This is a genomic window from Pseudomonas sp. LS2P72, assembly GCF_054897865.1.
In genome coordinates, this window is sequence record NZ_CM142708.1 from 5898862 (window position 1) to 5919299 (window position 20438).

The 20438-nt window shown below is 58.9% G+C and carries 23 protein-coding genes; 18 read left to right on the forward strand and 5 right to left on the reverse strand.

Going from position 1 to position 20438, the window contains the following annotated elements:
• Position 1 precedes the first annotated feature (1 nt).
• Together ACYZUA_RS27095 and ACYZUA_RS27100 are read left to right on the forward strand one after the other, a co-directional pair.
• Positions 2 to 478, forward strand: coding sequence for a PAS domain-containing protein (locus tag ACYZUA_RS27095; protein ID WP_461961319.1), 477 nt, complete (start codon positions 2 to 4; stop codon positions 476 to 478).
• A gap of 54 nt (positions 479 to 532) precedes the next feature.
• Positions 533 to 1138, forward strand: coding sequence for a hypothetical protein (locus ACYZUA_RS27100; RefSeq protein ID WP_129438411.1), 606 nt, complete (start codon positions 533 to 535; stop codon positions 1136 to 1138).
• Position 1139: 1 nt separating this feature from the next.
• Here the strand turns inward: ACYZUA_RS27100 and ACYZUA_RS27105 are convergent, their stop codons facing one another.
• On the reverse strand, positions 1140 to 2099 hold the full coding sequence (locus ACYZUA_RS27105) for a MerR family transcriptional regulator (RefSeq protein WP_461961320.1): 960 nt from the start codon (positions 2097 to 2099) through the stop codon (positions 1140 to 1142).
• Positions 2100 to 2309: 210 nt separating this feature from the next.
• On the opposite strand from ACYZUA_RS27105, the gene ACYZUA_RS27110 reads away from it, so the two are divergent.
• From ACYZUA_RS27110 to ACYZUA_RS27160, 11 genes are all read left to right on the forward strand, one after another.
• Positions 2310 to 2879, forward strand: a complete 570-nt coding sequence (locus tag ACYZUA_RS27110) for an antibiotic biosynthesis monooxygenase (RefSeq protein WP_461961321.1) — start codon at positions 2310 to 2312, stop codon at positions 2877 to 2879.
• Between the two features lie 157 nt (positions 2880 to 3036).
• Complete coding sequence (folM, locus tag ACYZUA_RS27115) at positions 3037 to 3747, forward strand: dihydromonapterin reductase (protein ID WP_461961322.1); 711 nt, start codon at positions 3037 to 3039, stop codon at positions 3745 to 3747.
• A gap of 22 nt (positions 3748 to 3769) precedes the next feature.
• Positions 3770 to 4345, forward strand: coding sequence for a GTP cyclohydrolase I FolE (folE, locus tag ACYZUA_RS27120; protein WP_461961323.1), 576 nt, complete (start codon positions 3770 to 3772; stop codon positions 4343 to 4345).
• Positions 4346 to 4347: 2 nt separating this feature from the next.
• On the forward strand, positions 4348 to 4719 hold the full coding sequence (folX, locus tag ACYZUA_RS27125) for a dihydroneopterin triphosphate 2'-epimerase (protein WP_150658820.1): 372 nt from the start codon (positions 4348 to 4350) through the stop codon (positions 4717 to 4719).
• 67 nt (positions 4720 to 4786) lie between these two features.
• Positions 4787 to 5083: a DUF1244 domain-containing protein gene (locus ACYZUA_RS27130; RefSeq protein ID WP_008150700.1), complete on the forward strand. Its 297-nt coding sequence runs from the start codon at positions 4787 to 4789 to the stop codon at positions 5081 to 5083.
• A complete protein-coding gene (locus ACYZUA_RS27135) occupies positions 5076 to 5414 on the forward strand; it encodes a HopJ type III effector protein (protein WP_033057919.1) in 339 nt (112 codons plus the stop codon). The genes ACYZUA_RS27130 and ACYZUA_RS27135 overlap by 8 nt, the downstream gene beginning before the upstream one ends.
• 194 nt (positions 5415 to 5608) lie before the next feature.
• Positions 5609 to 6859 carry a 2-aminoadipate transaminase gene (locus ACYZUA_RS27140; protein ID WP_461961324.1) on the forward strand — a complete coding sequence of 417 codons (1251 nt, stop codon included), beginning with the start codon at positions 5609 to 5611 and terminating at the stop codon, positions 6857 to 6859.
• Positions 6860 to 6989: 130 nt separating this feature from the next.
• On the forward strand, positions 6990 to 7964 hold the full coding sequence (locus ACYZUA_RS27145) for an amino acid ABC transporter permease (RefSeq protein WP_461961325.1): 975 nt from the start codon (positions 6990 to 6992) through the stop codon (positions 7962 to 7964).
• A 69-nt stretch (positions 7965 to 8033) separates the two neighbouring features.
• The gene (locus tag ACYZUA_RS27150) at positions 8034 to 8762 is read left to right on the forward strand and encodes an amino acid ABC transporter ATP-binding protein (protein ID WP_461964134.1); all 729 of its coding nucleotides are present in this window, start codon (positions 8034 to 8036) and stop codon (positions 8760 to 8762) included.
• 46 nt (positions 8763 to 8808) lie between these two features.
• Positions 8809 to 9642, forward strand: a complete 834-nt coding sequence (locus ACYZUA_RS27155; RefSeq protein WP_461961326.1) for a transporter substrate-binding domain-containing protein — start codon at positions 8809 to 8811, stop codon at positions 9640 to 9642.
• 161 nt (positions 9643 to 9803) lie between these two features.
• A complete protein-coding gene (locus tag ACYZUA_RS27160; RefSeq protein WP_461961327.1) occupies positions 9804 to 11087 on the forward strand; it encodes an NAD(P)/FAD-dependent oxidoreductase in 1284 nt (427 codons plus the stop codon).
• A gap of 181 nt (positions 11088 to 11268) precedes the next feature.
• Here ACYZUA_RS27160 and trxB read toward each other — a convergent pair whose 3' ends face one another.
• A complete protein-coding gene (trxB, locus tag ACYZUA_RS27165; RefSeq protein ID WP_008150707.1) occupies positions 11269 to 12225 on the reverse strand; it encodes a thioredoxin-disulfide reductase in 957 nt (318 codons plus the stop codon).
• 315 nt (positions 12226 to 12540) lie between these two features.
• On the opposite strand from trxB, the gene cysZ reads away from it, so the two are divergent.
• Both cysZ and ACYZUA_RS27175 read left to right on the forward strand, forming a co-directional pair.
• The gene (gene cysZ / locus ACYZUA_RS27170; RefSeq protein ID WP_461961328.1) at positions 12541 to 13293 is read left to right on the forward strand and encodes a sulfate transporter CysZ; all 753 of its coding nucleotides are present in this window, start codon (positions 12541 to 12543) and stop codon (positions 13291 to 13293) included.
• A 40-nt stretch (positions 13294 to 13333) separates the two neighbouring features.
• Entirely contained in the window at positions 13334 to 14533 is a 1200-nt protein-coding gene (locus ACYZUA_RS27175) for a glycosyltransferase family 4 protein (RefSeq protein ID WP_461961329.1), read from the forward strand.
• A gap of 113 nt (positions 14534 to 14646) precedes the next feature.
• Here the strand turns inward: ACYZUA_RS27175 and ACYZUA_RS27180 are convergent, their stop codons facing one another.
• From ACYZUA_RS27180 to ACYZUA_RS27190, 3 genes are all read right to left on the reverse strand, one after another.
• A complete protein-coding gene (locus ACYZUA_RS27180) occupies positions 14647 to 15750 on the reverse strand; it encodes an NADH:flavin oxidoreductase (RefSeq protein ID WP_461961330.1) in 1104 nt (367 codons plus the stop codon).
• A gap of 156 nt (positions 15751 to 15906) precedes the next feature.
• Complete coding sequence (locus ACYZUA_RS27185; RefSeq protein WP_461961331.1) at positions 15907 to 16389, reverse strand: glutathione peroxidase; 483 nt, start codon at positions 16387 to 16389, stop codon at positions 15907 to 15909.
• Between the two features lie 124 nt (positions 16390 to 16513).
• Complete coding sequence (locus ACYZUA_RS27190; protein WP_007901600.1) at positions 16514 to 16999, reverse strand: FKBP-type peptidyl-prolyl cis-trans isomerase; 486 nt, start codon at positions 16997 to 16999, stop codon at positions 16514 to 16516.
• Here ACYZUA_RS27190 and ACYZUA_RS27195 point away from each other — a divergent pair.
• From ACYZUA_RS27195 to ACYZUA_RS27205, 3 genes are read left to right on the forward strand one after another with little or no spacing between them, the layout of a single operon-like run.
• On the forward strand, positions 16968 to 17306 hold the full coding sequence (locus ACYZUA_RS27195) for a DUF3565 domain-containing protein (protein ID WP_461961332.1): 339 nt from the start codon (positions 16968 to 16970) through the stop codon (positions 17304 to 17306). The genes ACYZUA_RS27190 and ACYZUA_RS27195 overlap by 32 nt on opposite strands.
• A gap of 60 nt (positions 17307 to 17366) precedes the next feature.
• Positions 17367 to 19466 carry a phosphate acetyltransferase gene (pta, locus tag ACYZUA_RS27200; RefSeq protein WP_461961333.1) on the forward strand — a complete coding sequence of 700 codons (2100 nt, stop codon included), beginning with the start codon at positions 17367 to 17369 and terminating at the stop codon, positions 19464 to 19466.
• The gene (locus ACYZUA_RS27205) at positions 19467 to 20375 is read left to right on the forward strand and encodes an acyltransferase (protein ID WP_461961334.1); all 909 of its coding nucleotides are present in this window, start codon (positions 19467 to 19469) and stop codon (positions 20373 to 20375) included.
• Positions 20376 to 20438 lie beyond the last annotated feature (63 nt).

Genomic DNA, 20438 nt, shown 5'->3' on the forward strand with positions numbered 1-20438 from the left:
GATGATTAACGCCCAACTGCTGCAAATGGTGATCAACGCTTCCACCGACGGCATCGTGATTGCCGAAAAGGAAGGCGAGCAGGACAACATCCTGATTTACGTCAATCCGGCATTCGAACGCCTGACGGGTTACACCAGCGAAGAAATCCTCTACCAGGATTGCCGTTTTCTTCAGTCAGGAGACCGCGACCAGGAAGCTCTCCCATTGATTCGCGAGGCGTTGAGCAGTGGCGGTTCCTGCCGGGAAATCCTCAGGAATTATCGCAAGGACGGCACCCCGTTCTGGAACGAGCTATCCCTTTCGACGGTGAAGAACCCGGATGACGGACAGACTTATTTCATCGGTGTGCAGAAAGACGTCACCCTTCAGGTCAAGGCGCAGCAACGAGTCGCGCAGTTGGAGGCGCAATTGGCCGAGGTCCAGGCCGAGCTTGCCGCACTAAAAACGACGAACGGCGAAAACAAAACGAAGAATTGATTGTCATTAACTACAATCACCGGTGACTTTGTAACTTTTTCTGTCGAGCAGATCATGCAACGCGACGCACTCCTGACCCAGGATGAGCTGGATTTTATCCAGACAATGCAACACAACCCGCAACTCAATGTGCGGGATGCGACGTCGAGCCTGCTCGTCAACGGTGGTTCACAGATCCGTGACCTGCTCACGCGCCTTGCCGCCCATGAGCAAGTCACCATCCAGGCCAACTTCGAAAATCAGCAAATGACCTTCCCGCTGCACCTGGTGGAAGACGAGTTTCATGCGCTGCATTTACGCCTCGGCGTCCCCAGCATTTATGAAGACGGACCGATGGTCCGGCCATGGCGCCTGGTACTCGAAGAACCGGTAGCGCTGGAAAATGCCAATGGCCAGCCCGGTACGATGTGGGTGCACGAAGTGTCGTTCAAAGGGGTCTTGCTGGAAGTCCGCAACAAGACCAAACCGCCCAAACATTTCGCCTTGTGGTTCAGCCCGTCTGGCTACGAGCGCATCGCCTTGCGCGGCACCTTCGAGAAAGAAACCGAGAGCGGCTTCTTTGCCTATCAGTTGAATCAGGGTGACAAGGACGAAACCGAGCGTCTGCGCCAATACATCCTCCAGCAACATCGGCTGACGCATCCGGCCATGCATCTCTGATTCAAGTGTCCAGGTTACCTGCCAGGAACTGTTTCAGACGCTGACGCATGACTAATCCTTCGTTACCCAGACATCCAATCGACGATCCAGCCAGGCTCTCCTGCACCAGATCGGACGCATCCCCCGCCAGCATCAACTGACAATCCAGGCTCAAGGCCAGGCGCTTCAATCGCCGTGGCAACTCGGGCGCAGGCGCGTGATTGGAAACCAGCACCAGCGCCTTGGGTTTGACTCTTTCGCAGACCAGGGTCAATTCATCGAATGGTTGACCGATAGCCAACACTTGAATAGCCGAATCGACACTGCTCAGAAACAGCGCCGTTACCAGCACTTCGAGTTCACGACACTGATCGTTGAGGGCGCAGACAATTACCCGTCGAGGCTGAAGGACACGCACCAGCAGCAGGCGTTGCAACACTCGAGAACGCAAAAAACCATCCAGAAAAAACCACTCGCTGGCCTGACCGAACGCTACTTGACGCTGCAGCAATTGCTTCCAGAGTGGAAGCAGAATGCCCTGGAACACGACAATCAGCGGATAACTGGAAAAGATCTGTCCATAGATCTGCTCCAATTGAACCTCATCAAAGGCACTCACCGCCGACTGAACTTGCTGCTGCCATTGCGAGTGGTCAGCTTGCACGAGTTCATTCGGGATGAAGTGCGACAGAGCCTGAAGCGGTTCAACCTTGGCCAGGATCTTGCCGACTTTACTGACAGCGACGCCACGTTCGATCCAGCCAAGGATGCTGCGGACACGATCGATATCGGTCATCGAATACAGCCTGTGCCCACTTTCGGTGCGCGCGGGCTGGATAAGCCCATAGCGGCGTTCCCATGCACGTAGCGTGACCGGATTGACCCCGGTCAGGCGCGCCACTTCGCGTATCGGAAACAGTTCTTCCTGTTCGAGAAGAGTTTCGGGCTGCAATACACGGACAACGTCAGTCAGAACAGGCATTTTAAATTCTACGTCCATGTAAAAATTGGATCCCATTCTACCTCCCCTACCCCCATACGCTTCAAGATGCTGATGGCGACGAATTTCACTGACGTTCCAGGCTGAATCAGGAATAATCCTTGCTTGTTCGAAGACGCAGCCCAACACCCCGGCGCTGCGCCTGGCGAAACTCCTATCCGGAGCGACGCGATTGTCATACGGAGATACACAATGTCTACTTCACCCGTCACGTTAATGGTTGCGCGCCGCGTCGCCGATGGGCGTTATCAAGACCTGATCGCCTGGTTGCACGAAGGTGAACAACTGGCCACCGATTTTCCCGGCTATCTCGGTTCTGGCGTGCTCGCTCCGCCGCCCGACGATGACGAATTCCAGATTATTTTCCGCTTTGCCGATGAGCAGACGCTGCACGTCTGGGAACATTCCGTATCGCGCACCGCATGGCTGGCACGCGGTAGCGACTTGTTTGCCCATCCAACGGAACATCGTGTCAGCGGCATCGAAGGCTGGTTCGGCGCCGCCGGCCAGCGCCCACCACGCTGGAAGCAGGCCGTGGCGATCTGGTTGGCATTCTTTCCGGTTTCCCTGCTGTTCAACGTTGTCCTCGGGCCATTGCTGAGCGACATGGGCCTGCTGAGCCGGGTGTTCATCAGCACCTTGTGCCTGACCCCGCTGATGGTCTACTTCTTCATTCCGCTGTCGACCCGCCTGCTGGCCAGCTGGCTGAACACCACGCCGCAACGGCCGCTGCCCACCGAGCCCTCCACCCAGAACCACTAGCCGTTGTAGGAGCAAGGCTTGCCCGCGATTGGAACAACCCGGTCTTTCTGTGAAACCGAGTCATCGTTCATCGCGAGCAAGCTTTGCTCCTACGGGATAGAGGTGAACGGCTCCGCGCGCTGGTATAGTTTTGCTCTTACCGCGACGCGAGCCGTTCATGACCTCTTTCGCAGCCCCGATCCTCATCACCGGTGCCGGCCAACGTGTCGGCCTGCACTGTGCACAGCGTTTGCTCGAGGATGGCCAGCCGGTGATCTTCAGCTACCGCAGTGAACGCCCCGGCGTGCAAACCCTGCGCGACCTGGGAGCGACCGCGGTGTTTGCCGACTTCTCCACTGAAGCCGGGATCTTCGCGTTCATCAGCGAACTGAAAAACCACACCGACAGCCTGCGGGCGATTGTCCATAACGCCTCCGAATGGCTGGCCGAAACCCCGGACACCGACGCCGCAGCCTTCACCCGCATGTTCAACGTCCACATGCTGGCGCCCTACCTGATCAATCTGCATTGTGCCGACTTGCTGCAACGCTCAAGCCCCGCCGACATCGTGCACATCAGCGACGACGTGACCCGCAAGGGCAGCAGCAAGCACATTGGCTACTGCGCCAGCAAAGCCGGGCTCGACAGCCTCACCCTGTCCTTCGCCGCGAAATACGCGCCGACAATCAAGGTCAACGGCATCGCGCCAGCCCTGTTAATGTTCAACCCCGACGACGACGCGGCGTACCGCGCCAAGGCACTGGCCAAGTCCGCGCTGGGTATCGAACCCGGCTGCGAAGTGATCTACCAGAGCCTGCGTTATTTGCTCGACAACCCTTATGTCACCGGCACGACCCTGACCGTCAACGGCGGACGGCACATCAAATAAGCGGCCCCCGCGAGGATGTTCCATGACGTTATCCCTGCCCCAGAACGCCCTGTCCCAAAGCTACCGCGAAATCCTCATCGGCCTCGGTGAAAACCCCGACCGCGAGGGTCTGCAAGACACCCCGGTTCGCGCAGCAAAAGCCATGCAGTACCTCTGCCATGGTTACGAGCAAAGCGTCGAAGAGATCGTCAACGGCGCGCTGTTCGCTTCCGACAACGATGAAATGATCATCGTCGACAACATCGAGCTGTACTCGCTCTGCGAACATCACATCCTGCCCTTCATCGGCAAGGCGCATGTGGCTTATATTCCAACGGGCAAGGTGCTGGGCCTGTCGAAGATTGCGCGACTGGTGGACATGTTCGCCCGTCGCCTGCAAATCCAGGAAAACCTCACCCGGCAAATCGCCGACGCAGTGCAGCAAGTGACCGGTGCGGCAGGCGTCGCGGTGGTCATCGAAGCCCAGCACATGTGCATGATGATGCGCGGCGTCGAGAAACAGAATTCGACCATGAACACCTCGGTGATGCTCGGCGCCTTCCGCGATTCGAGTAACACCCGCCAGGAGTTCCTGCAATTGATTGGACGGAGCAAGTAGCAATGCCACAACTTCAACCAGGAACGGCACGCATCCGGGTCAAGAACCTGTGCCTGCGGACCTTCATCGGGATCAACGAGGATGAGATCCTCAACAAGCAGGATGTGCTGATCAACCTGACCATCCTGTATGCCGCTCAGGAAGCGGTGCGTGACAACGACATCGATCACGCGCTGAACTACCGCACCATCACCAAGGCGATCATCGCCCACGTGGAGGGCAATCGCTTCGCCCTGCTCGAGCGCCTGACTCAGGAAATCCTGGATCTGGTCATGGCCAACGAGTCGGTGTTGTATGCCGAAGTCGAAGTCGACAAGCCTCATGCCCTGCGTTTCGCCGAGTCGGTGTCGATTACCCTGGCCGCGAGCCGCTGACCGCGTCTGGCGCATTGTTCGTCAGACTTTTATCATCCGCGCACGATTTGATTGCACAGAGCCCGCCATGACCGATCAACAACGCCTGGAACTCGAAGCCGCCGCCTTTCGCCGGCTGGTCGCCCACCTGGACAGCCGCAAGGATGTGCAGAATATCGACCTGATGAACCTCTCCGGTTTCTGCCGTAACTGCTTGTCCAAGTGGTACAAGGCCGCTGCCGACGAACGCCAGATCGAGGTCAGCCTCGATGACGCTCGCGAAGTGGTTTACGGCATGCCGTACGCCGAGTGGAAAGCCCAATACCAGCAAGAAGCCAACGCCGAACAACAAGCGGCGTTCGCCAAAGGAAAACCCAATGAGTGATTTGAACACCCTGCGCGCCAGCCTCAAGAGCGGCGAACACGTTTTTGCCGACACACTGGCCTTCATCGCCGCCGGCTACGACTATCAGCCTCAGGCTTTCAACAACGGCGGCGTGGAAAACGCAGCCGGGCAGAATGAAGGCTCGTGCAAGACCCTGGGTCTGGCGCTGCTGGAAGGCTTGAGCGATGAAGAAGCGCTGTTGGCGTTCGGCGAGCATTACCGTTCGGTGGTGGCGACGCCTGAAGGCAGCGATCACGGCAATATCCGCGCGCTGATTGCTCATGGATTGGCCGGTGTGAAGTTCTCGCAGCAACCGCTGACTCGCCGCTAAAAGCTTTTTGTAGGAGCACGGCTTGCGGGCGAAGGCGATCTCAAGAACGCCATCGCAGGCAAGCCGTGCTCCTACAAGTAATAGCGGCACATCCCGACTTTTAAGATTGACCCGGCAACTTTATTTCGTTTGCCGGGCAGCGCTGCTCACGGCTTAGATAAAAAGAAGCATCCCTTCTTCAGAGTCGGTCATCCATGAGCAGCGAAACCATCAGCCAGTCGATCAACATCGTTCATCCCGTCACACTCAGCCACGGCAAAAATGCCGAGGTCTGGGACACCGATGGCAAACGCTATATCGACTTCGTCGGCGGCATCGGTGTACTGAACCTCGGCCACTGCCATCCGCGCATCGTCGAGGCCATTCGCGAACAAGCCACCCGGCTGACCCACTACGCGTTCAACGCCGCCCCGCATGCACCCTACATCGAATTGATGGATCGACTCACCGCGTTTATCCCGGTGGACTATCCGGTCAGCGGCATGCTCACCAACAGCGGCGCTGAAGCGGCGGAAAACGCCCTGAAGATAGTCCGCGGCGCCACCGGTCGCACGGCCGTCATCGCCTTCGACGGCGCCTTCCATGGCCGCACCCTCGCCACGCTCAACCTCAACGGCAAAGTCGCGCCCTACAAACAGAAAGTCGGCGTGTTGCCGGGTCCGGTTTTTCACCTGCCCTTCCCGAGCAAGGACAACGGCGTGACCTGCGCCGAGACCCTGAAAGCCATGGACCGGCTGTTCAGCGTCGAGATCGATGTCGATGACGTTGCCTGTTTTATCGTCGAACCGGTGCAGGGCGAATCGGGGTTCCTGACGCTGGACGTAGAGTTCGCCCAGGCGCTACGCCGCTTCTGTGATGAAAAAAACATCCTGCTGATCGCTGATGAAATCCAGTCCGGCTTCGGTCGCACGGGTGAGCGTTTTGCGTTTTCGCGACTGGGCATTGAACCCGATCTGATCCTGCTCGCTAAAAGCATCGCCGGCGGCGTACCGCTGGGCGCGGTGGTCGGGCGCAAGTCGCTGCTCGACAACTTGCCAAAAGGCGGACTGGGCGGCACCTATTCGGGCAATCCCATCGCCTGCGCCGCAGCGTTGGCGACCCTGGACGAAATGACTGACGCGAATCTGCACGCCTGGGGCGCACAACAGGAAGAAGCGATTGTCAGCCGTTACCAATCCTGGCGCAGCCGTAAGCTGTCGCCGTATCTGGGCCGCTTGACCGGCGTTGGCGCGATGCGCGGCATCGAGCTGACCAATGCCGACGGCACACCGGCCTCGGCGCAATTGACGCAACTGCTGGCGCTGGCGCGAGACGCCGGTTTGCTGCTGATGCCCAGCGGCAAGTCGCGACACATTATTCGGCTGCTGGCACCACTGACTACTGAGGCTGCAGTGCTGGAGGAAGGACTGGATATTCTTGAGGCTTGCCTGGTGAAGCTTTCCTGAAAAGCAAACTGCGATCCGGGACTGACATAGCGAATTATGTTCGCTTGTCGTCCCCGAATTGGCCCCGCAATACTGGCCTGAGACCCCTTTCCACTAGTGAGATTGCAACCCTCTAAAAGCTGAGGCATTCATGTATCACGACAATATAATTTATAAAAAAAAGTCCAATGATCCTCAATTCCTGCTTGGCGTAGCCGTGGTGCTGTTTCTCGGCTCCTACCTGATGAACCTGGGTAACAGCACCCTCAGTCATTTCCTGCATCCACTGTTGGGCAATGCCCCGGACAGCCTGACCGCTCGCAATATCGCCATCGGCCTGGCGATTGCCGCACTGGGCACGCTGAACTTTCACGTCCTCGGACGTTTGAAATTCAGGGTGCAGACCACCGTGGTCTGGATCGAACTGCTGATCCTGTTCCTGGCGTTCTTCGACACCTTCGACCTTTCCTACAGCTTCATCCTCGACAAAGTCGGTTTCCTGATCATCCAGGGCGCGGCGACCACGCTGTACATCTCCGCCGTGGCGATCGTGATTGCCTTCGTGCTGGCGTTGATCGGTGCGGTGGCCAAACTGTCGAACAACGGCCTGGCCAATGCCCTGGCGTCGTTCTACACCTCATTCTTTCGCGGTGTTCCGCTGCTGATCCAGATCTACCTGATTTACCTGGGCTTGCCCCAACTGGGTTATGTGGTCGACGCGGTGCCGGCCGGCATCCTCGCGTTGTCGCTGTGCTACGGCGCTTACATGACCGAAATTTTCCGTGCGGGCATCCAGAGTATTCCGGTCGGCCAATGGGAAGCTTCGCGAGCCTTGGGTATCAGCCCGTTCAAGACCCTGAGCCGGGTGATCATGCCTCAGGCCTTGCGGGTGATCATCCCGCCCACCGGCAACCAGTTCATCGCCATGCTCAAGGACAGCTCGCTGGTGTCGGTGATCGGCGTCTGGGAACTGATGTACCTGGCCAAGACCCAGGGTCGTGCGGACTTCCGCCACCTGGAAATGCTGATCACCGCCGCGATGATTTACTGGGCCCTGTCGTTCATTCTCGAACGGGTGCAAGCGCGAATCGAAAAACGGGTCAACCGATCCATTGCCAGGGGTTGATGCGTGATGACTCGAACCAATACCGCTGAACGACTCAACCTTGCGCCTGCTGCGCAACCCCGCCCTTCAATGATATCCATCAACGGCCTGAACAAGTGGTACGGCGATTTTCACGCATTGCGCGATGTCGACCTGAACGTCGCCACAGGAGAAATCCTGGTGGTGTGCGGGCCGTCAGGCTCCGGCAAGTCGACGATGATTCGTTGCATCAACCATCTGGAGAACTTCCAGAAAGGCCATATTCAGGTTAACGGCATCACCCTCACCAGCGAGGCAGAAAGTGTCAGTGCGGTGCGCCGGGAAATCGGCATGGTGTTCCAGAGCTTCAACCTGTTCCCACACTTAAGCGTGCTGGACAACCTGACCCTGGCCCCGCAACTGGTGCAAGGCGTGTCGTCCGTCGAAGCTAAAAAACGTGCGCAGGTTTACCTGGAACGCGTGCGCATTGCCGAGCACGCCCACAAGTACCCTTCGCAATTGTCCGGTGGCCAGCAACAGCGCGTGGCAATTGCCCGGGCGCTGTGCATGAACCCCAAAGTGATGCTGTTCGACGAACCGACCTCGGCACTGGACCCGGAAATGGTCCACGAAGTGCTCGATGTCATGGGTGAATTGGCCACCGACGGCATGACCATGATTTGCGTGACCCACGAAATGGGTTTTGCCAGCAAGGTTGCTGACCGCGTGCTGTTCATGGACCAGGGTCAGGTCATCGAACAAGCCACCCCAGCCGAGTTTTTCAACAACCCGCAGACCGAACGCGCGCAGAAATTCCTGTCGCAAATCATTGGGCACTGAGAACCGCTTTACCCCCGCATAACAATAACGAGAACTGGAGATAGACATGCTCAGAAAAAAACGCGCCATTACCCTCGCCGCCGCCATGTCACTGTTGTTCGTCGGTGCCGCTAACGCTGGAGCGGTGCTGGACAAAATCCAGAGCAGCAAGACACTGACCGTCGCCACTTCGGCTACCTGGCCACCCCAGGGTTTCATCAACGACAAGAATGAAATCGACGGGTTTGACATCGACGTTTCCAAGGAGATCGCCAAGCGTCTCGGCGTCGAGGTCAAGTTCATCACCCCTGATTGGGACGTGATCACCGCCGGCAAGTGGAACGGGCGCTGGGACGTTTCCGTGGGCTCGATGACAGCGACCAAGAGTCGTGCGCGAATCCTCGATTTTCCCGGGACCTATTACTACGTTCCGTACGTCTTTGCAGTGCATAACAAATCCACTGTCACCGATCACAAAGCGCTTAATGGCAAGACTATCGGCGTCGAAGGTGGCACCACGTCCGAGGACTATTTCAGCCAGGCACTGGCCATTGAAACCACTGACGTGCCCCCCGTCGTTTATGACGTAAAGACCGAAAAAATGAAGACCTACTCCGGTTCCGTCGGACCACTGGACGATCTGCGTCTGGGCGACGGCACGCGGCTGGACGCCATCCTCACGCAACGCAGCACCCTGGATGCCGCTGCCAAGAAGGGTTATCCGTTGCGGGCCGTCGACAGCAACGTCGCGTTCTACGAACCGCTGGCCGTTGCCACCGACAAGGGCGACCCGGAGTTGAAGGCCAAGCTCGGTGAAATCATCGACGCGATGCACAAGGATGGCACGCTGACCAAGCTGTCAGACAAGTGGTATGGCGTCGACTATTCGACCATCAAGTAGGACGCCTTTCCACTGTGGGAGCGAGCCTGCTCGCGATGGACGTCAACGATGACGCGGCTTTTCTGAATGCCCGCGTCGCCCTTGCGTTTTTTCGCGAGCAGGCTCGCTCCCACAATGTTTGATGTACGCATAATTTACTGGCCATTTCTCAAGGATCGACCATGTCCTTCCCCAACACCTGGTACTCCAAAACCTCGCTGCCCCGCGCGGCCAGGTCCGAATTGAAGACTGACGAAACTTGCGACGTCTGCATCATCGGGGCCGGCATTGCCGGCCTCACTGCGGCTCTTGAACTGACCCGACGCGGCAAACGCGTCCTCATCCTGGAAGCCAATCAAGTGGCTTGGGGCGCATCGGGCCGCAATGGTGGCGTCGTCTCGCCGGGTTGGGCCGAAGGGTCGGGAGCGATACGCAAAAAACTGGGGCTGGAACACGCCAAGGCGCTGTTCCAGATGTCGGTCGAAGGCGTGGAGATTGTCCGCAGCAACATTGCTGAACTGGCCTTGGCCGGTTGCGCCCCTTCTGCCGGGACGATTCGGGTCAAGCGCTACGACGATAGCGAGGGTATAAAAAACCACATCGAAACCATGCGCCGCGACTTCGGCTACGCACTCAATTTCCTCGACACTCCCCAGGTCCGCGAACGGGCGCACACCTTGCGCTATTTCCAGGGAGTCGAAGATCCGAACGCCCTGCATTTCCACCCACTCAATTATTGCCTGGGGCTGGCCCTCGCCATCGAAGCGGCTGGAGGGCAGATTTTCGAACAATCAAAAATGCTCGCCTGGCGTCGCGAAGGCGCCGACAAAATTGTCCAGACCGACCACGGCACCGTGTGCTGCAAGGACCTGGTGTTCTGCGCCGGCGGTTACGGTGGCCCGGAGTTGCAAAAACTCAGCCGCGCCTACCTGCCCATCGCAACCTATGTGGTGCTGACCGAGCACCTGGGCGACTCGATCAAAAACGTCCTCGACTCCGGCGCCGCGTTCTCCGACGACCGCCGCGCCTCGGACTATTACCGCGTGGTCGAAGGCGATCGCCTGCTCTGGGGCGGACGCATCACCACCCGCAACGAACAGAACGAAAAGGCCCTCGCCGCCATGCTCAAGGCAGACATGGTCTCGGTCTATCCACAACTGGCCCCGGTCAAAATCGAATTGGCCTGGTCCGGCCTGATGGGTTACTCCACCAACAAGATGCCCAACCTGGGATTGCTCGAACCGGGCGTCTGGGCCTGCACCTCATTTGGTGGCCATGGCTTGAATACCGGCTCGATTGGCGGCCGGGTCATCGCCGAAGCGGTGTGCGGGGAAAGTACGCGATATCAGCTGTTCAAACCGTACTTGCTGGACTGGAACGGTGGACCGTTCGGGCGGATTGCCGCCAATGCCATCTATCAATCGCTGAAGGTCATGGACTTCGTCCAGGAACGGCTGAAAGGCTGAGAGCACAACATTTCCCCTGTGGGAGCGAGCCTGCTCGCGATAGCGATTTATCATTAAACATTGAGGTCGACTGACACACCGCTATCGCGAGCAGGCTCACTCCCACAGGGTTGATCGGACATTCTGCAAGTACAAAAAAACCGGCCGAAGCCGGTTTTTTTTGCTTTCTACAGAATCAGAATCAAGCGTTCTGCAGATCGTCGAGGTAGCGCTCGGCGTCCAGTGCCGCCATGCAGCCGGCGCCGGCCGAGGTGATGGCCTGACGGTAAACGTGGTCAGCCACGTCACCGGCGGCAAAGATACCTTCGAGGCTGGTGGCAGTGGCGTTGCCGTCACGGCCGCCCTGCACAACCAGGTAGCCGTCTTTCAACGTCAGCTGGCCTTCGAACAGCGAAGTGTTCGGGGTGTGGCCGATGGCGATGAACACGCCGTCAACTGTCAGCTCGTCGAAGCTGCCGTCGTTGTTCTTCAGGCGGGCACCGGTCACGCCCATGTTGTCGCCCAGGACTTCGTCCAGAGTCGAGTTCAGCTTCAGGACGATTTTGCCTTCGGCAACCCGGGCATTCAGCTTGTCGATCAGGATCTTCTCGGCGCGGAAGGTTTCACGACGGTGGATCAGGGTGACCTTGCTGGCGATGTTGGCCAGGTACAGCGCCTCTTCAACAGCGGTGTTACCGCCACCGACCACAGCCACTGGCTTGTTGCGGTAGAAGAAACCGTCGCAGGTCGCGCAGGCCGAAACGCCTTTGCCCATGAACGCTTCTTCCGACGGCAGGCCCAGGTAACGAGCGCTGGCGCCGGTGGCGATGATCAGGGCGTCGCAGGTGTAAGTCGCGCTGTCGCCGGTCAGGGTGTACGGCTTGGCAGCGAAGTCCACGGCATTGATGTGATCGAAGACGATTTCGGTTTCAAAGCGCTCTGCGTGCTCTTTCATGCGGTCCATCAGCGCCGGGCCGGTCAGGCCGTGGACGTCGCCAGGCCAGTTGTCGACTTCGGTGGTGGTGGTCAGTTGACCGCCGGCTTGCATGCCGGTGATCAGCAGTGGCTTGAGGTTGGCACGGGCGGCATAGACCGCGGCGCTGTAACCGGCAGGGCCGGAACCGAGAATAATCACTCGCGAATGACGGACTTCAGACATGACCTGCTCCTGTTGACCGGCCCTAAACATCTGGCGCGGAACGCCGGGTTGCCGGCGGGAATAAAAAAGGACCGTTGAAAGCACTTGGGGAAGGCTTGAGCTCGACAGTCCTGTAAAAAGAATGGGTGCAGCGTATCGAGGGGGCGAAGATTAAGGAAATACGGTTTAACAATCCAGCTCATAGGCGGTCTCTATCCCCTCACAATGGATACATAGGCGCCTTTGTTACAGTTAATGTCGATGCTGCTGCCGTGCTTTCGCCTGTCAGGCAAAGCCGGTAAGGTCGGCGCGTTTCCCCTTTGCTCGGAGCACGTTATGCCCGCCCCCGTTCTGTCCGGCCCACAATACCTGCGCGAAGGCCTCAAGCTGGTCCTGAGCCCAAGCCTGCGTTTGTTTGTGCTGTTGCCACTGATGATCAACCTGGTGCTGTTCGTCGGATTGATCTACCTGGCCAGCCATCAATTCAGCCTGTGGGTCGATACGTTGATGCCGTCCCTGCCCGACTGGCTGAGTTTTCTCAGTTATGTCCTCTGGCCGTTGTTCGTGGTGCTGGTGGTGTTGATGGTGTTCTTCACCTTCACCATGCTCGCCAACATCATCGCCGCGCCATTCAATGGCTTCCTCGCGGAAAAAGTCGAAGTGGTGGTGCGTGGCACCGACGACTTCCCGGCCTTCAGCTGGGGCGAGCTGATCGAAATGATCCCCCGCACCCTGGCCCGGGAGATGCGCAAACTCGGCTACTTCCTGCCGCGCGCCATCGGGTTGTTCATCCTTTCGTTCATTCCGGTGGTGAACATCATCGCTGCGCCGCTGTGGCTGCTGTTCGGGGTGTGGATGATGGCGATCCAGTACATCGACTACCCGGCGGATAACCACAAACTCGGCTGGAACGAAATGCTCGCCTGGCTGCGCGAGAAGCGCTGGCAGAGCATGAGTTTCGGCGGCAGTGTTTATCTGGTGCTGCTGATTCCGGTGGTCAACATCCTGATGATGCCGGCCGCCGTGGCGGGTGCGACGTTGTTCTGGGTGCGTGAACGCGGCGCGGAAAACCTGGTGGTCCAGCGCTGACCCGGTCACAAATCCATCATCCCACCGTCACACTGACGACATGACCTCAGCCGACACTGAGGTCATGACGACAGCTCTGCATATCACCCTGATCACCGAAACCTTCCCTCCCGAAATCAACGGAGTGGCCAATACCCTCGGCCGCTTGTGTGACGGCTTGCGCGCGCGCGGGCATCAGGTGGAATTGGTGCGACCGCGTCAGGGTTGCGATCAGCAGCTGGGCAGCGACGATGCGTTGTTGCTGTGTCGGGGCTGGCCGCTACCGGGTTATCCCGGTCTGCAATGGGGTCAGTCGTCGATGCACAAGTTGCTGCGGCGCTGGAAGCGTCATCGGCCGGACGTGCTGTACATCGCCACGGAAGGCCCCCTGGGATTGTCCGCGTTGCGCGCGGCGCGGCGCTTGGGGATTTCGGTGGTCAGCGGCTTTCACACTAATTTCCAGCAGTACTCCAGTCAGTATGGGCTTGGACTGTTGACGCGATTGCTGACCCACTACCTGCGCTGGTTTCACAATCGCTCGACGCTGACCCTGGTGCCGAGCGTGAGCCAAAGAATGGAACTGGAGCGCCGGCAATTCGAACGCCTGGCATTGCTGTCGCGTGGGGTCGACAGCCAGTTGTTTCACCCGACCAAGCGGCTGACGTCGCTACGCGAACAGTGGGGGTTGGCCGACAGTGACATTGCCGTCATCCATGTCGGTCGCCTGGCGCCGGAGAAAAACCTCGGCTTGCTCAAGCGCAGTTTCGAAAAGCTGCGTACGACTTATCCACAGAAAAACCTGAAGTTGATTGTGATCGGCGACGGCCCGCAACGAGTGGTCCTGGAGAAAGAACTGCCCGAAGCAATTTTCTGTGGGTCACAACGCGGCGAAGCCTTGGCCAGTCACTACGCATCGGGGGATGTATTTCTGTTTCCAAGCCTGACCGAAACCTTCGGCAATGTCGTGCTTGAGGCGCTGGCCTCGGGTTTGGGTGTGGTGGCTTACGATCAAGCGGCGGCGGCTCAGCACATCCGCCATGGCTACAACGGCGTACTGGCGATGCCGGGGGACGAAGAGGCGTTCTGCGATGCAGCGGTGTGGTTGCTGGAGGAGCGCGAAACCTTGCGCTGCGTGCGGCTTAATGCGCGTCAGCATGCGAGTCGCCAGGGCTGGGCCGCGATTATCGAGCAATTTGAAGGGCAGTTGCGCGGGGCTTGTGTGCAGGGGCAAACCCTCCCCGATGCGGCGTTTTTGCCATAAAAGCATCGCGGGCAAGCCTTGCTCCTACGGTGTTGTGTCGATTCACACATTTGTATTCGACAAAGAACCGTAGGAGCAAGGCTTGCCCGCGATAGCGTCAGTGCAGTCGCCGCTTAAACCAGGGTCATCAACGCCTCACGGCTGAACGGCAGGATGTCTTCTTCACGGCCGTCACGCACTTTCTGCGCCCAGTCCGGGTCCACCAGCAGCGCACGACCTACCGCCACCAGATCGAACTCATCATTGTTCAAACGCTCTAGCAGTTTCTCCAGACTGGCCGGCTGCGCGATCTTGTCGGTGTTGACCATGAACTGCAGGAACTCGCCGTCCAGGCCGACGCTGCCCACGGTGATGGTCGGTTTACCGGTGAGCTTACGGGTCCAGCCGGCCAGGTTCAGCTCGGAACCGTCGAACTCCGGCTCCCAGAAACGGCGCGTCGAGCAGTGGAAAATATCCACGCCGGCGTCGGACAACGGCTTGAGGAATTCACCCAACGCTTGCGGCGTTTGCACCAGACGCGCGGTGTAATCCTGCTGCTTCCACTGCGAGAAACGGAAGATGATCGGGAAACCCTCGCCGACTGCTGCACGCACCGCTTGAATCAGTTCGATGGCGAAACGCGAACGATTGGCCAGGCTGCCGCCGTATTCGTCGGTGCGCTGGTTGCTGCCTTCCCAGAAGAACTGGTCCACGAGGTAGCCGTGGGCGCCGTGAATTTCCACGCCGTCCATGCCGATGCTCTGGGCATCTTTGGCGGCCTGGGCAAATGCGGCAATCACTTCCTGGATATCTTGTTTGGTCATGCCGTGAACCACGACCTGACCGTCCTTCAATTTCTCCGACGGACCGTAACCCGGCACACTGGCGTCCGGCTCGGTGCCGATGCGGCGCACGCTGCCGACATGCCACAGCTGCGGAACGATCTTGCCGCCTTCAGCGTGAACCGCGTCGACCACTTTCTTCCAGCCCGCCAACGCGGCTTCACCGTAGAAATGCGGCACGTTCGGGTAGCCGTTGGAAGCCTTGTGGCCGACGGTGGTGCCTTCAGTGATGATCAGCCCCACACCCGCTGCAGCGCGACGACGGTAATACTCGATCACTTTGGAATTGGGAACGCCACCCGGCGAAAACGAACGGGTCATCGGCGCCATGACGACGCGGGTCGGCAATTCAAGGGTGCCGAGGTGGAACGGTTTGAACAGGGCTTTGACGGGCATGGGACGCTCCACGAAAACGGTATCGACGGGACAGATGTTTTATGACGGCGATAATATGCGGAGCGACAAGCAATGCACAGCACTATTGATTGCGGTGATTAAGGTTCAAAAGGCAGGCATAAAAAATCGCAGCTCGATGGCTGCGATTTTTTTGGATCAGCTCAGGGCTTTTTCAATCGCATTAACGATCGTCGGATCATCCGGCGCCGTACGCGGCGAGAACCGCGCCAGCACGCGACCGTCCTTGCCCAGCAGGAATTTTTCGAAGTTCCAGGTAATGTCTCCGGGAAATTCAGCTCCCTCGCCCGCCAACAGACGGTACAACTGATGACGATCATGACCGTTGACTTCCAGTTTGCTGGACAACGGAAAGGTCACGCCATAATTGAGGCTGCAAAATTCCTGGATCTCTTGCTCGGAGCCCGGTTCCTGCCCGGCAAACTGGTTGCACGGCAGGCCCAGCACGCTGAAGCCCTTGTCCTTGTATTGCTGGTAGAGGTTTTCCAGCGCCGCGTACTGTGGGGTCAAGCCACATTTGGAGGCGACGTTGACCACAAGCACGACGTGCCCCTTGAGGGGTGCCAGCGGTAGCTCCTGACCATCCAGGGCTGTCAATTTAAGGTCGTGAAAAGCACTCATGACGAACTCCAGATTCCCGTGTTCTTCTCGAAACAGCCACTTGGCGGTGTCACCAGGGACAGCCGCGGACTAAAAAGGCGCCCCTCGGGCGCCTCTCCAGTTCTCGAAAGCTTAGCGCAGAAAATCAGTGGTGATGGCCACCTTCGCCATGGACGTGACCATGAGCGATTTCTTCCTGGCTGGCATCACGGATGTCGATGATCTTGACCTGGAAATTCAGGCGCTGACCAGCCAACGGGTGGTTGCCGTCGACGGTGACATCGTCGCCGTCCAGATCGCGAATGGTGACGATCTGCATCTGGCCGTCTGGAGCGGATGCGTGGAACTGCATGCCCACTTCCAGCTCGTCGACGCCTTCGAACATGCTGCGGCTCAACGTGCTGACCAGTTCGGCAGCGTATTCGCCGTAGGCATCTTCAGGTTCTACGGCGACAGTCAGTTCGTCACCGACTGCTTTGCCTTCCAGAGCCTTTTCCAGGCCCGGGATGATGTTACCTGCGCCTTGCAGGTAGACCAGCGGCGCGCCGCCGGCGGAGCTGTCGATGACCTCACCAGCGTCGTTGGTCAGGGTATAGTCGATGGAGACAGCCTTATTGGCGGCGATCAGCATGGGGCGAGACCTTTTGCATAAGAATGAAGAATGGCCAAGTTTAGCGAAGCAATCGCCCGAAAGCGAACACAACCCGGACAGACGGGTGGCGGCGAAAGGCTCGACGGTCACAGGTTTCCATCAGGATGAGGACGGGCACTGGGTGGCCGAGCTTTCCTGCGGTCACACCCAGCACCTGCGCCACCAGCCACCGTGGCAATCGCGCGCCTGGGTCCTGGACTCCGCGCAACGTATTGAAAAAATAGGCCAGCCCTTTGATTGCGGTTGGTGCGCACAAGGCTCGGTTAGCGATAACCTTGGCGACTGAAATTCGGTAGATCGTCAGACATAGATGATCGCCACTGCCATGCACCTCCAGAGAATCCGCATGCAAACTTTTTTTATCGCGCCCACCGATTTTGGTGTGGGTCTGACCTCCATCAGTCTCGGGCTGGTGCGTACTCTTGAGCGGGCCGGCCTCAAGGTCGGTTTTTTCAAACCGATTGCCCAGCCGCACCCGGGTGACACCGGGCCTGAACGGTCCACCGAACTGGTGGCGCGCACTCACGGTTTGAAACCGCCTCAACCGCTCGGTCTGGCGCACGTCGAGCGCATGCTCGGCGACGGTCAGCTGGACGAGTTGCTCGAAGAAATCATCACCCTCTATCAGCAGGCTGCAGTCGGCAAAGATGTACTGATCGTCGAAGGCATGGTCCCGACCCGCAGCGCCAGTTACGCCGCGCGGGTCAATCTGCACTTGGCGAAAAGCCTCGACGCCGAAGTGATCCTGGTCTCGGCACCGGAAAACGAAGTGCTGACCGAGCTGTCCGGCCGAGTGGAATTGCAGGCGCAATTGTTCGGCGGCCCGAAAGACCCGAAAGTCCTCGGCGTGATCCTCAACAAAGTCAAAACCGATGAAAGCATGGAGGCTTTCGCTTCGCGTTTGAAAGAGCATTCGCCATTGCTGCGCAGTGGCGATTTCCGTTTGCTGGGTTGCATCCCGTTCCAGCCGGAATTGAACGCCCCACGCACCCGCGACGTCGCCGATCTGATGGGCGCGCAAATTCTCAATGCCGGTGATTACGAGACCCGGCGCATGACCAAAATCATCATCTGCGCCCGCACCATGCGCAACACCGTGGAGCTGCTCAAGCCCGGCGTGTTGGTGGTAACGCCCGGTGATCGCGACGACATCATCCTCGCCGTCAGCCTCGCCGCCATGAACGGCGTGCCGCTGGCCGGCCTGTTACTGACCAGCGACACTTTGCCCGACCCGCGCATCATGGACCTGTGTCGTGGCGCATTGCAGGCAGGCCTGCCGGTATTGTCGGTGAGCACCGGCTCCTACGACACCGCTAACCAGTTGAACGGTTTGAACAAGGAAATCCCGATCGACGACCGCGAGCGCGCGGAGATCATCACCGACTTCGTCGCCAGCCACCTCGACGCCAAGTGGCTGCACCAACGCTGCGGTACGCCACGGGAAATGCGCCTGTCGCCCGCCGTGTTCCGTTATCAATTGATCCAGCGCGCCCAGGCTGCCAACAAACGTATCGTCCTGCCCGAAGGCAGCGAGCCGCTGACCGTGCAAGCCGCGGCGATCTGTCAGGCGCGCGGCATTGCCCGTTGTGTCTTGCTGGCGAAGCCGGAAGACGTCGAAGCCGTCGCTCGCGCCCACGGCATCGAGCTGCCGCCGGGGCTGGAGATTCTTGACCCTGACCTGATTCGCGAACGCTACGTCGAGCCAATGGTTGCCCTGCGCAAAACCAAAAGCCTCAACGCGCCGATGGCCGAGCAGCAACTGGAGGACACCGTGGTGATCGGCACCATGATGCTGGCGCTGGATGAAGTTGACGGCCTCGTGTCCGGGGTCATTCACTCCACCGCCAACACCATCCGCCCGGCCCTGCAACTGATCAAGACCGCGCCGGGCTGCACGTTGGTGTCGTCGGTGTTCTTCATGCTGTTTCCCGAAGAGGTTCTGGTCTACGGCGATTGCGTGATGAACCCGCACCCGAGCGCCAGCGAACTGGCCGAGATCGCGCTGCAAAGCGCCGACTCGGCAGCCGCGTTCGGCATCACCCCGCGCGTGGCGATGATCAGCTACTCCAGCGGTGAATCGGCCAGCGGCGAAGAAGTCGAGAAGGTGCGCGAAGCGACGTTGCTCGCCCACGAACAACAAAACTCGCTGCTGATCGACGGTCCATTGCAATACGACGCCGCCGCCAACGAAACCGTTGCCCGGCAACTGGCACCGAACAGCCAGGTCGCCGGTCGCGCCACAGTGTTTGTGTTCCCCGACCTGAACACCGGCAACACCACCCACAAAGCCGTTCAGCGCAGCGCCGACTGCGTCAGCCTCGGGCCGATGCTGCAAGGCCTGCGCAAACCGGTGAACGACCTGCCGCGCGGCGCGCAAGTCGACGACATCGTCTACACCATCGCGTTGACCGCGATTCAAGCTGCCAACCGACCTTTGGATCTTTAAATGCTGGATTCCCTACCTGCACCGCTACGAGGTGTCATTGCCTCGCTGTTGTTGGCGCTGAACACGATTGCCTGTTGCACACCGCTGTTCGTGGTGGCGATCTTCAAACTGCTACTGCCCTTTCCCGCCGCCCAGCGTTTTACCGATTGGCTGATGAGCCACATCCACGAAGCCTGGATCAGCAATAACAAAGCGTGGATGGACTTGCTCGGGCACACGCGCTGGACACTCAGCGGCCTGGAAGGCCTGGACTATCAACACTCGTATTTGATCACCAGCAACCACCAGAGCTGGGTCGACATCATGGTGTTGCAATACGTGCTGAACCGGAAGATTCGCCCGCTGAAGTTCTTCCTCAAACAGGAACTGATCTGGGTGCCGGTGATTGGTCTGGCGTGGTGGGCGCTCGGTTTTCCGTTCATGAAGCGCTACTCCAAGGCCTACCTGGAGAAGCACCCGGAGAAGAAAGGCAAAGACCTGGAAACCACCCGCAAGACCTGCGACAAGTTCCGCCATAACCCGGTGGGGATTTTCAACTTCGTCGAAGGCACGCGCTTCACCAAAGGCAAGCATGCGCAGCAGAAATCACCGTTCAAGCATCTGCTCAAGCCCAAGGCTGGCGGCATTGCGTTTGTGCTGGATGCCATGGGTGAGCAGCTGGAAGCCATCGTCAACGTGACGATTCACTACCCGGCTGGGCGTCCCGGTTACTGGGATTTGCTCTGTGGGAACGTGAAGGACGTGGTAGTGCATTTTCAGGAACTGAAGATTCCGCCACAGTTCATCGGCAAGAACTACGACCAGGACGGCGAGTATCGATTGCAGTTTCAGGGCTGGATCAATCAGCTATGGGAAGACAAGGATGCGCTGCTGGGGCAGATGCATCGCGAGTATCCGACCAAGTCCTGAAGCGCCTGTACTGGCCTCATCGCGAGCAGGCTCGCTCCCACATGGGATCTCCATGGAATACAG

Bases quoted from the DNA above. Each gene is read 5' to 3' on its own strand.
- ACYZUA_RS27095 (WP_461961319.1), top strand. From the start codon at position 2: ATGATTAACGCCCAACTGCTGCAAATGGTGATCAACGCTTCCACCGAC.
- ACYZUA_RS27100 (WP_129438411.1), top strand. From the start codon at position 533: ATGCAACGCGACGCACTCCTGACCCAGGATGAGCTGGATTTTATCCAG.
- ACYZUA_RS27105 (WP_461961320.1), bottom strand. From the start codon at position 2,099: ATGCCTGTTCTGACTGACGTTGTCCGTGTATTGCAGCCCGAAACTCTT.
- ACYZUA_RS27110 (WP_461961321.1), top strand. From the start codon at position 2,310: ATGTCTACTTCACCCGTCACGTTAATGGTTGCGCGCCGCGTCGCCGAT.
- folM (WP_461961322.1), top strand. From the start codon at position 3,037: ATGACCTCTTTCGCAGCCCCGATCCTCATCACCGGTGCCGGCCAACGT.
- folE (WP_461961323.1), top strand. From the start codon at position 3,770: ATGACGTTATCCCTGCCCCAGAACGCCCTGTCCCAAAGCTACCGCGAA.
- folX (WP_150658820.1), top strand. From the start codon at position 4,348: ATGCCACAACTTCAACCAGGAACGGCACGCATCCGGGTCAAGAACCTG.
- ACYZUA_RS27130 (WP_008150700.1), top strand. From the start codon at position 4,787: ATGACCGATCAACAACGCCTGGAACTCGAAGCCGCCGCCTTTCGCCGG.
- ACYZUA_RS27135 (WP_033057919.1), top strand. From the start codon at position 5,076: ATGAGTGATTTGAACACCCTGCGCGCCAGCCTCAAGAGCGGCGAACAC.
- ACYZUA_RS27140 (WP_461961324.1), top strand. From the start codon at position 5,609: ATGAGCAGCGAAACCATCAGCCAGTCGATCAACATCGTTCATCCCGTC.
- ACYZUA_RS27145 (WP_461961325.1), top strand. From the start codon at position 6,990: ATGTATCACGACAATATAATTTATAAAAAAAAGTCCAATGATCCTCAA.
- ACYZUA_RS27150 (WP_461964134.1), top strand. From the start codon at position 8,034: ATGATATCCATCAACGGCCTGAACAAGTGGTACGGCGATTTTCACGCA.
- ACYZUA_RS27155 (WP_461961326.1), top strand. From the start codon at position 8,809: ATGCTCAGAAAAAAACGCGCCATTACCCTCGCCGCCGCCATGTCACTG.
- ACYZUA_RS27160 (WP_461961327.1), top strand. From the start codon at position 9,804: ATGTCCTTCCCCAACACCTGGTACTCCAAAACCTCGCTGCCCCGCGCG.
- trxB (WP_008150707.1), bottom strand. From the start codon at position 12,225: ATGTCTGAAGTCCGTCATTCGCGAGTGATTATTCTCGGTTCCGGCCCT.
- cysZ (WP_461961328.1), top strand. From the start codon at position 12,541: ATGCCCGCCCCCGTTCTGTCCGGCCCACAATACCTGCGCGAAGGCCTC.
- ACYZUA_RS27175 (WP_461961329.1), top strand. From the start codon at position 13,334: ATGACCTCAGCCGACACTGAGGTCATGACGACAGCTCTGCATATCACC.
- ACYZUA_RS27180 (WP_461961330.1), bottom strand. From the start codon at position 15,750: ATGCCCGTCAAAGCCCTGTTCAAACCGTTCCACCTCGGCACCCTTGAA.
- ACYZUA_RS27185 (WP_461961331.1), bottom strand. From the start codon at position 16,389: ATGAGTGCTTTTCACGACCTTAAATTGACAGCCCTGGATGGTCAGGAG.
- ACYZUA_RS27195 (WP_461961332.1), top strand. From the start codon at position 16,968: ATGGAGACAGCCTTATTGGCGGCGATCAGCATGGGGCGAGACCTTTTG.
- ACYZUA_RS27190 (WP_007901600.1), bottom strand. From the start codon at position 16,999: ATGCTGATCGCCGCCAATAAGGCTGTCTCCATCGACTATACCCTGACC.
- pta (WP_461961333.1), top strand. From the start codon at position 17,367: ATGCAAACTTTTTTTATCGCGCCCACCGATTTTGGTGTGGGTCTGACC.
- ACYZUA_RS27205 (WP_461961334.1), top strand. From the start codon at position 19,467: ATGCTGGATTCCCTACCTGCACCGCTACGAGGTGTCATTGCCTCGCTG.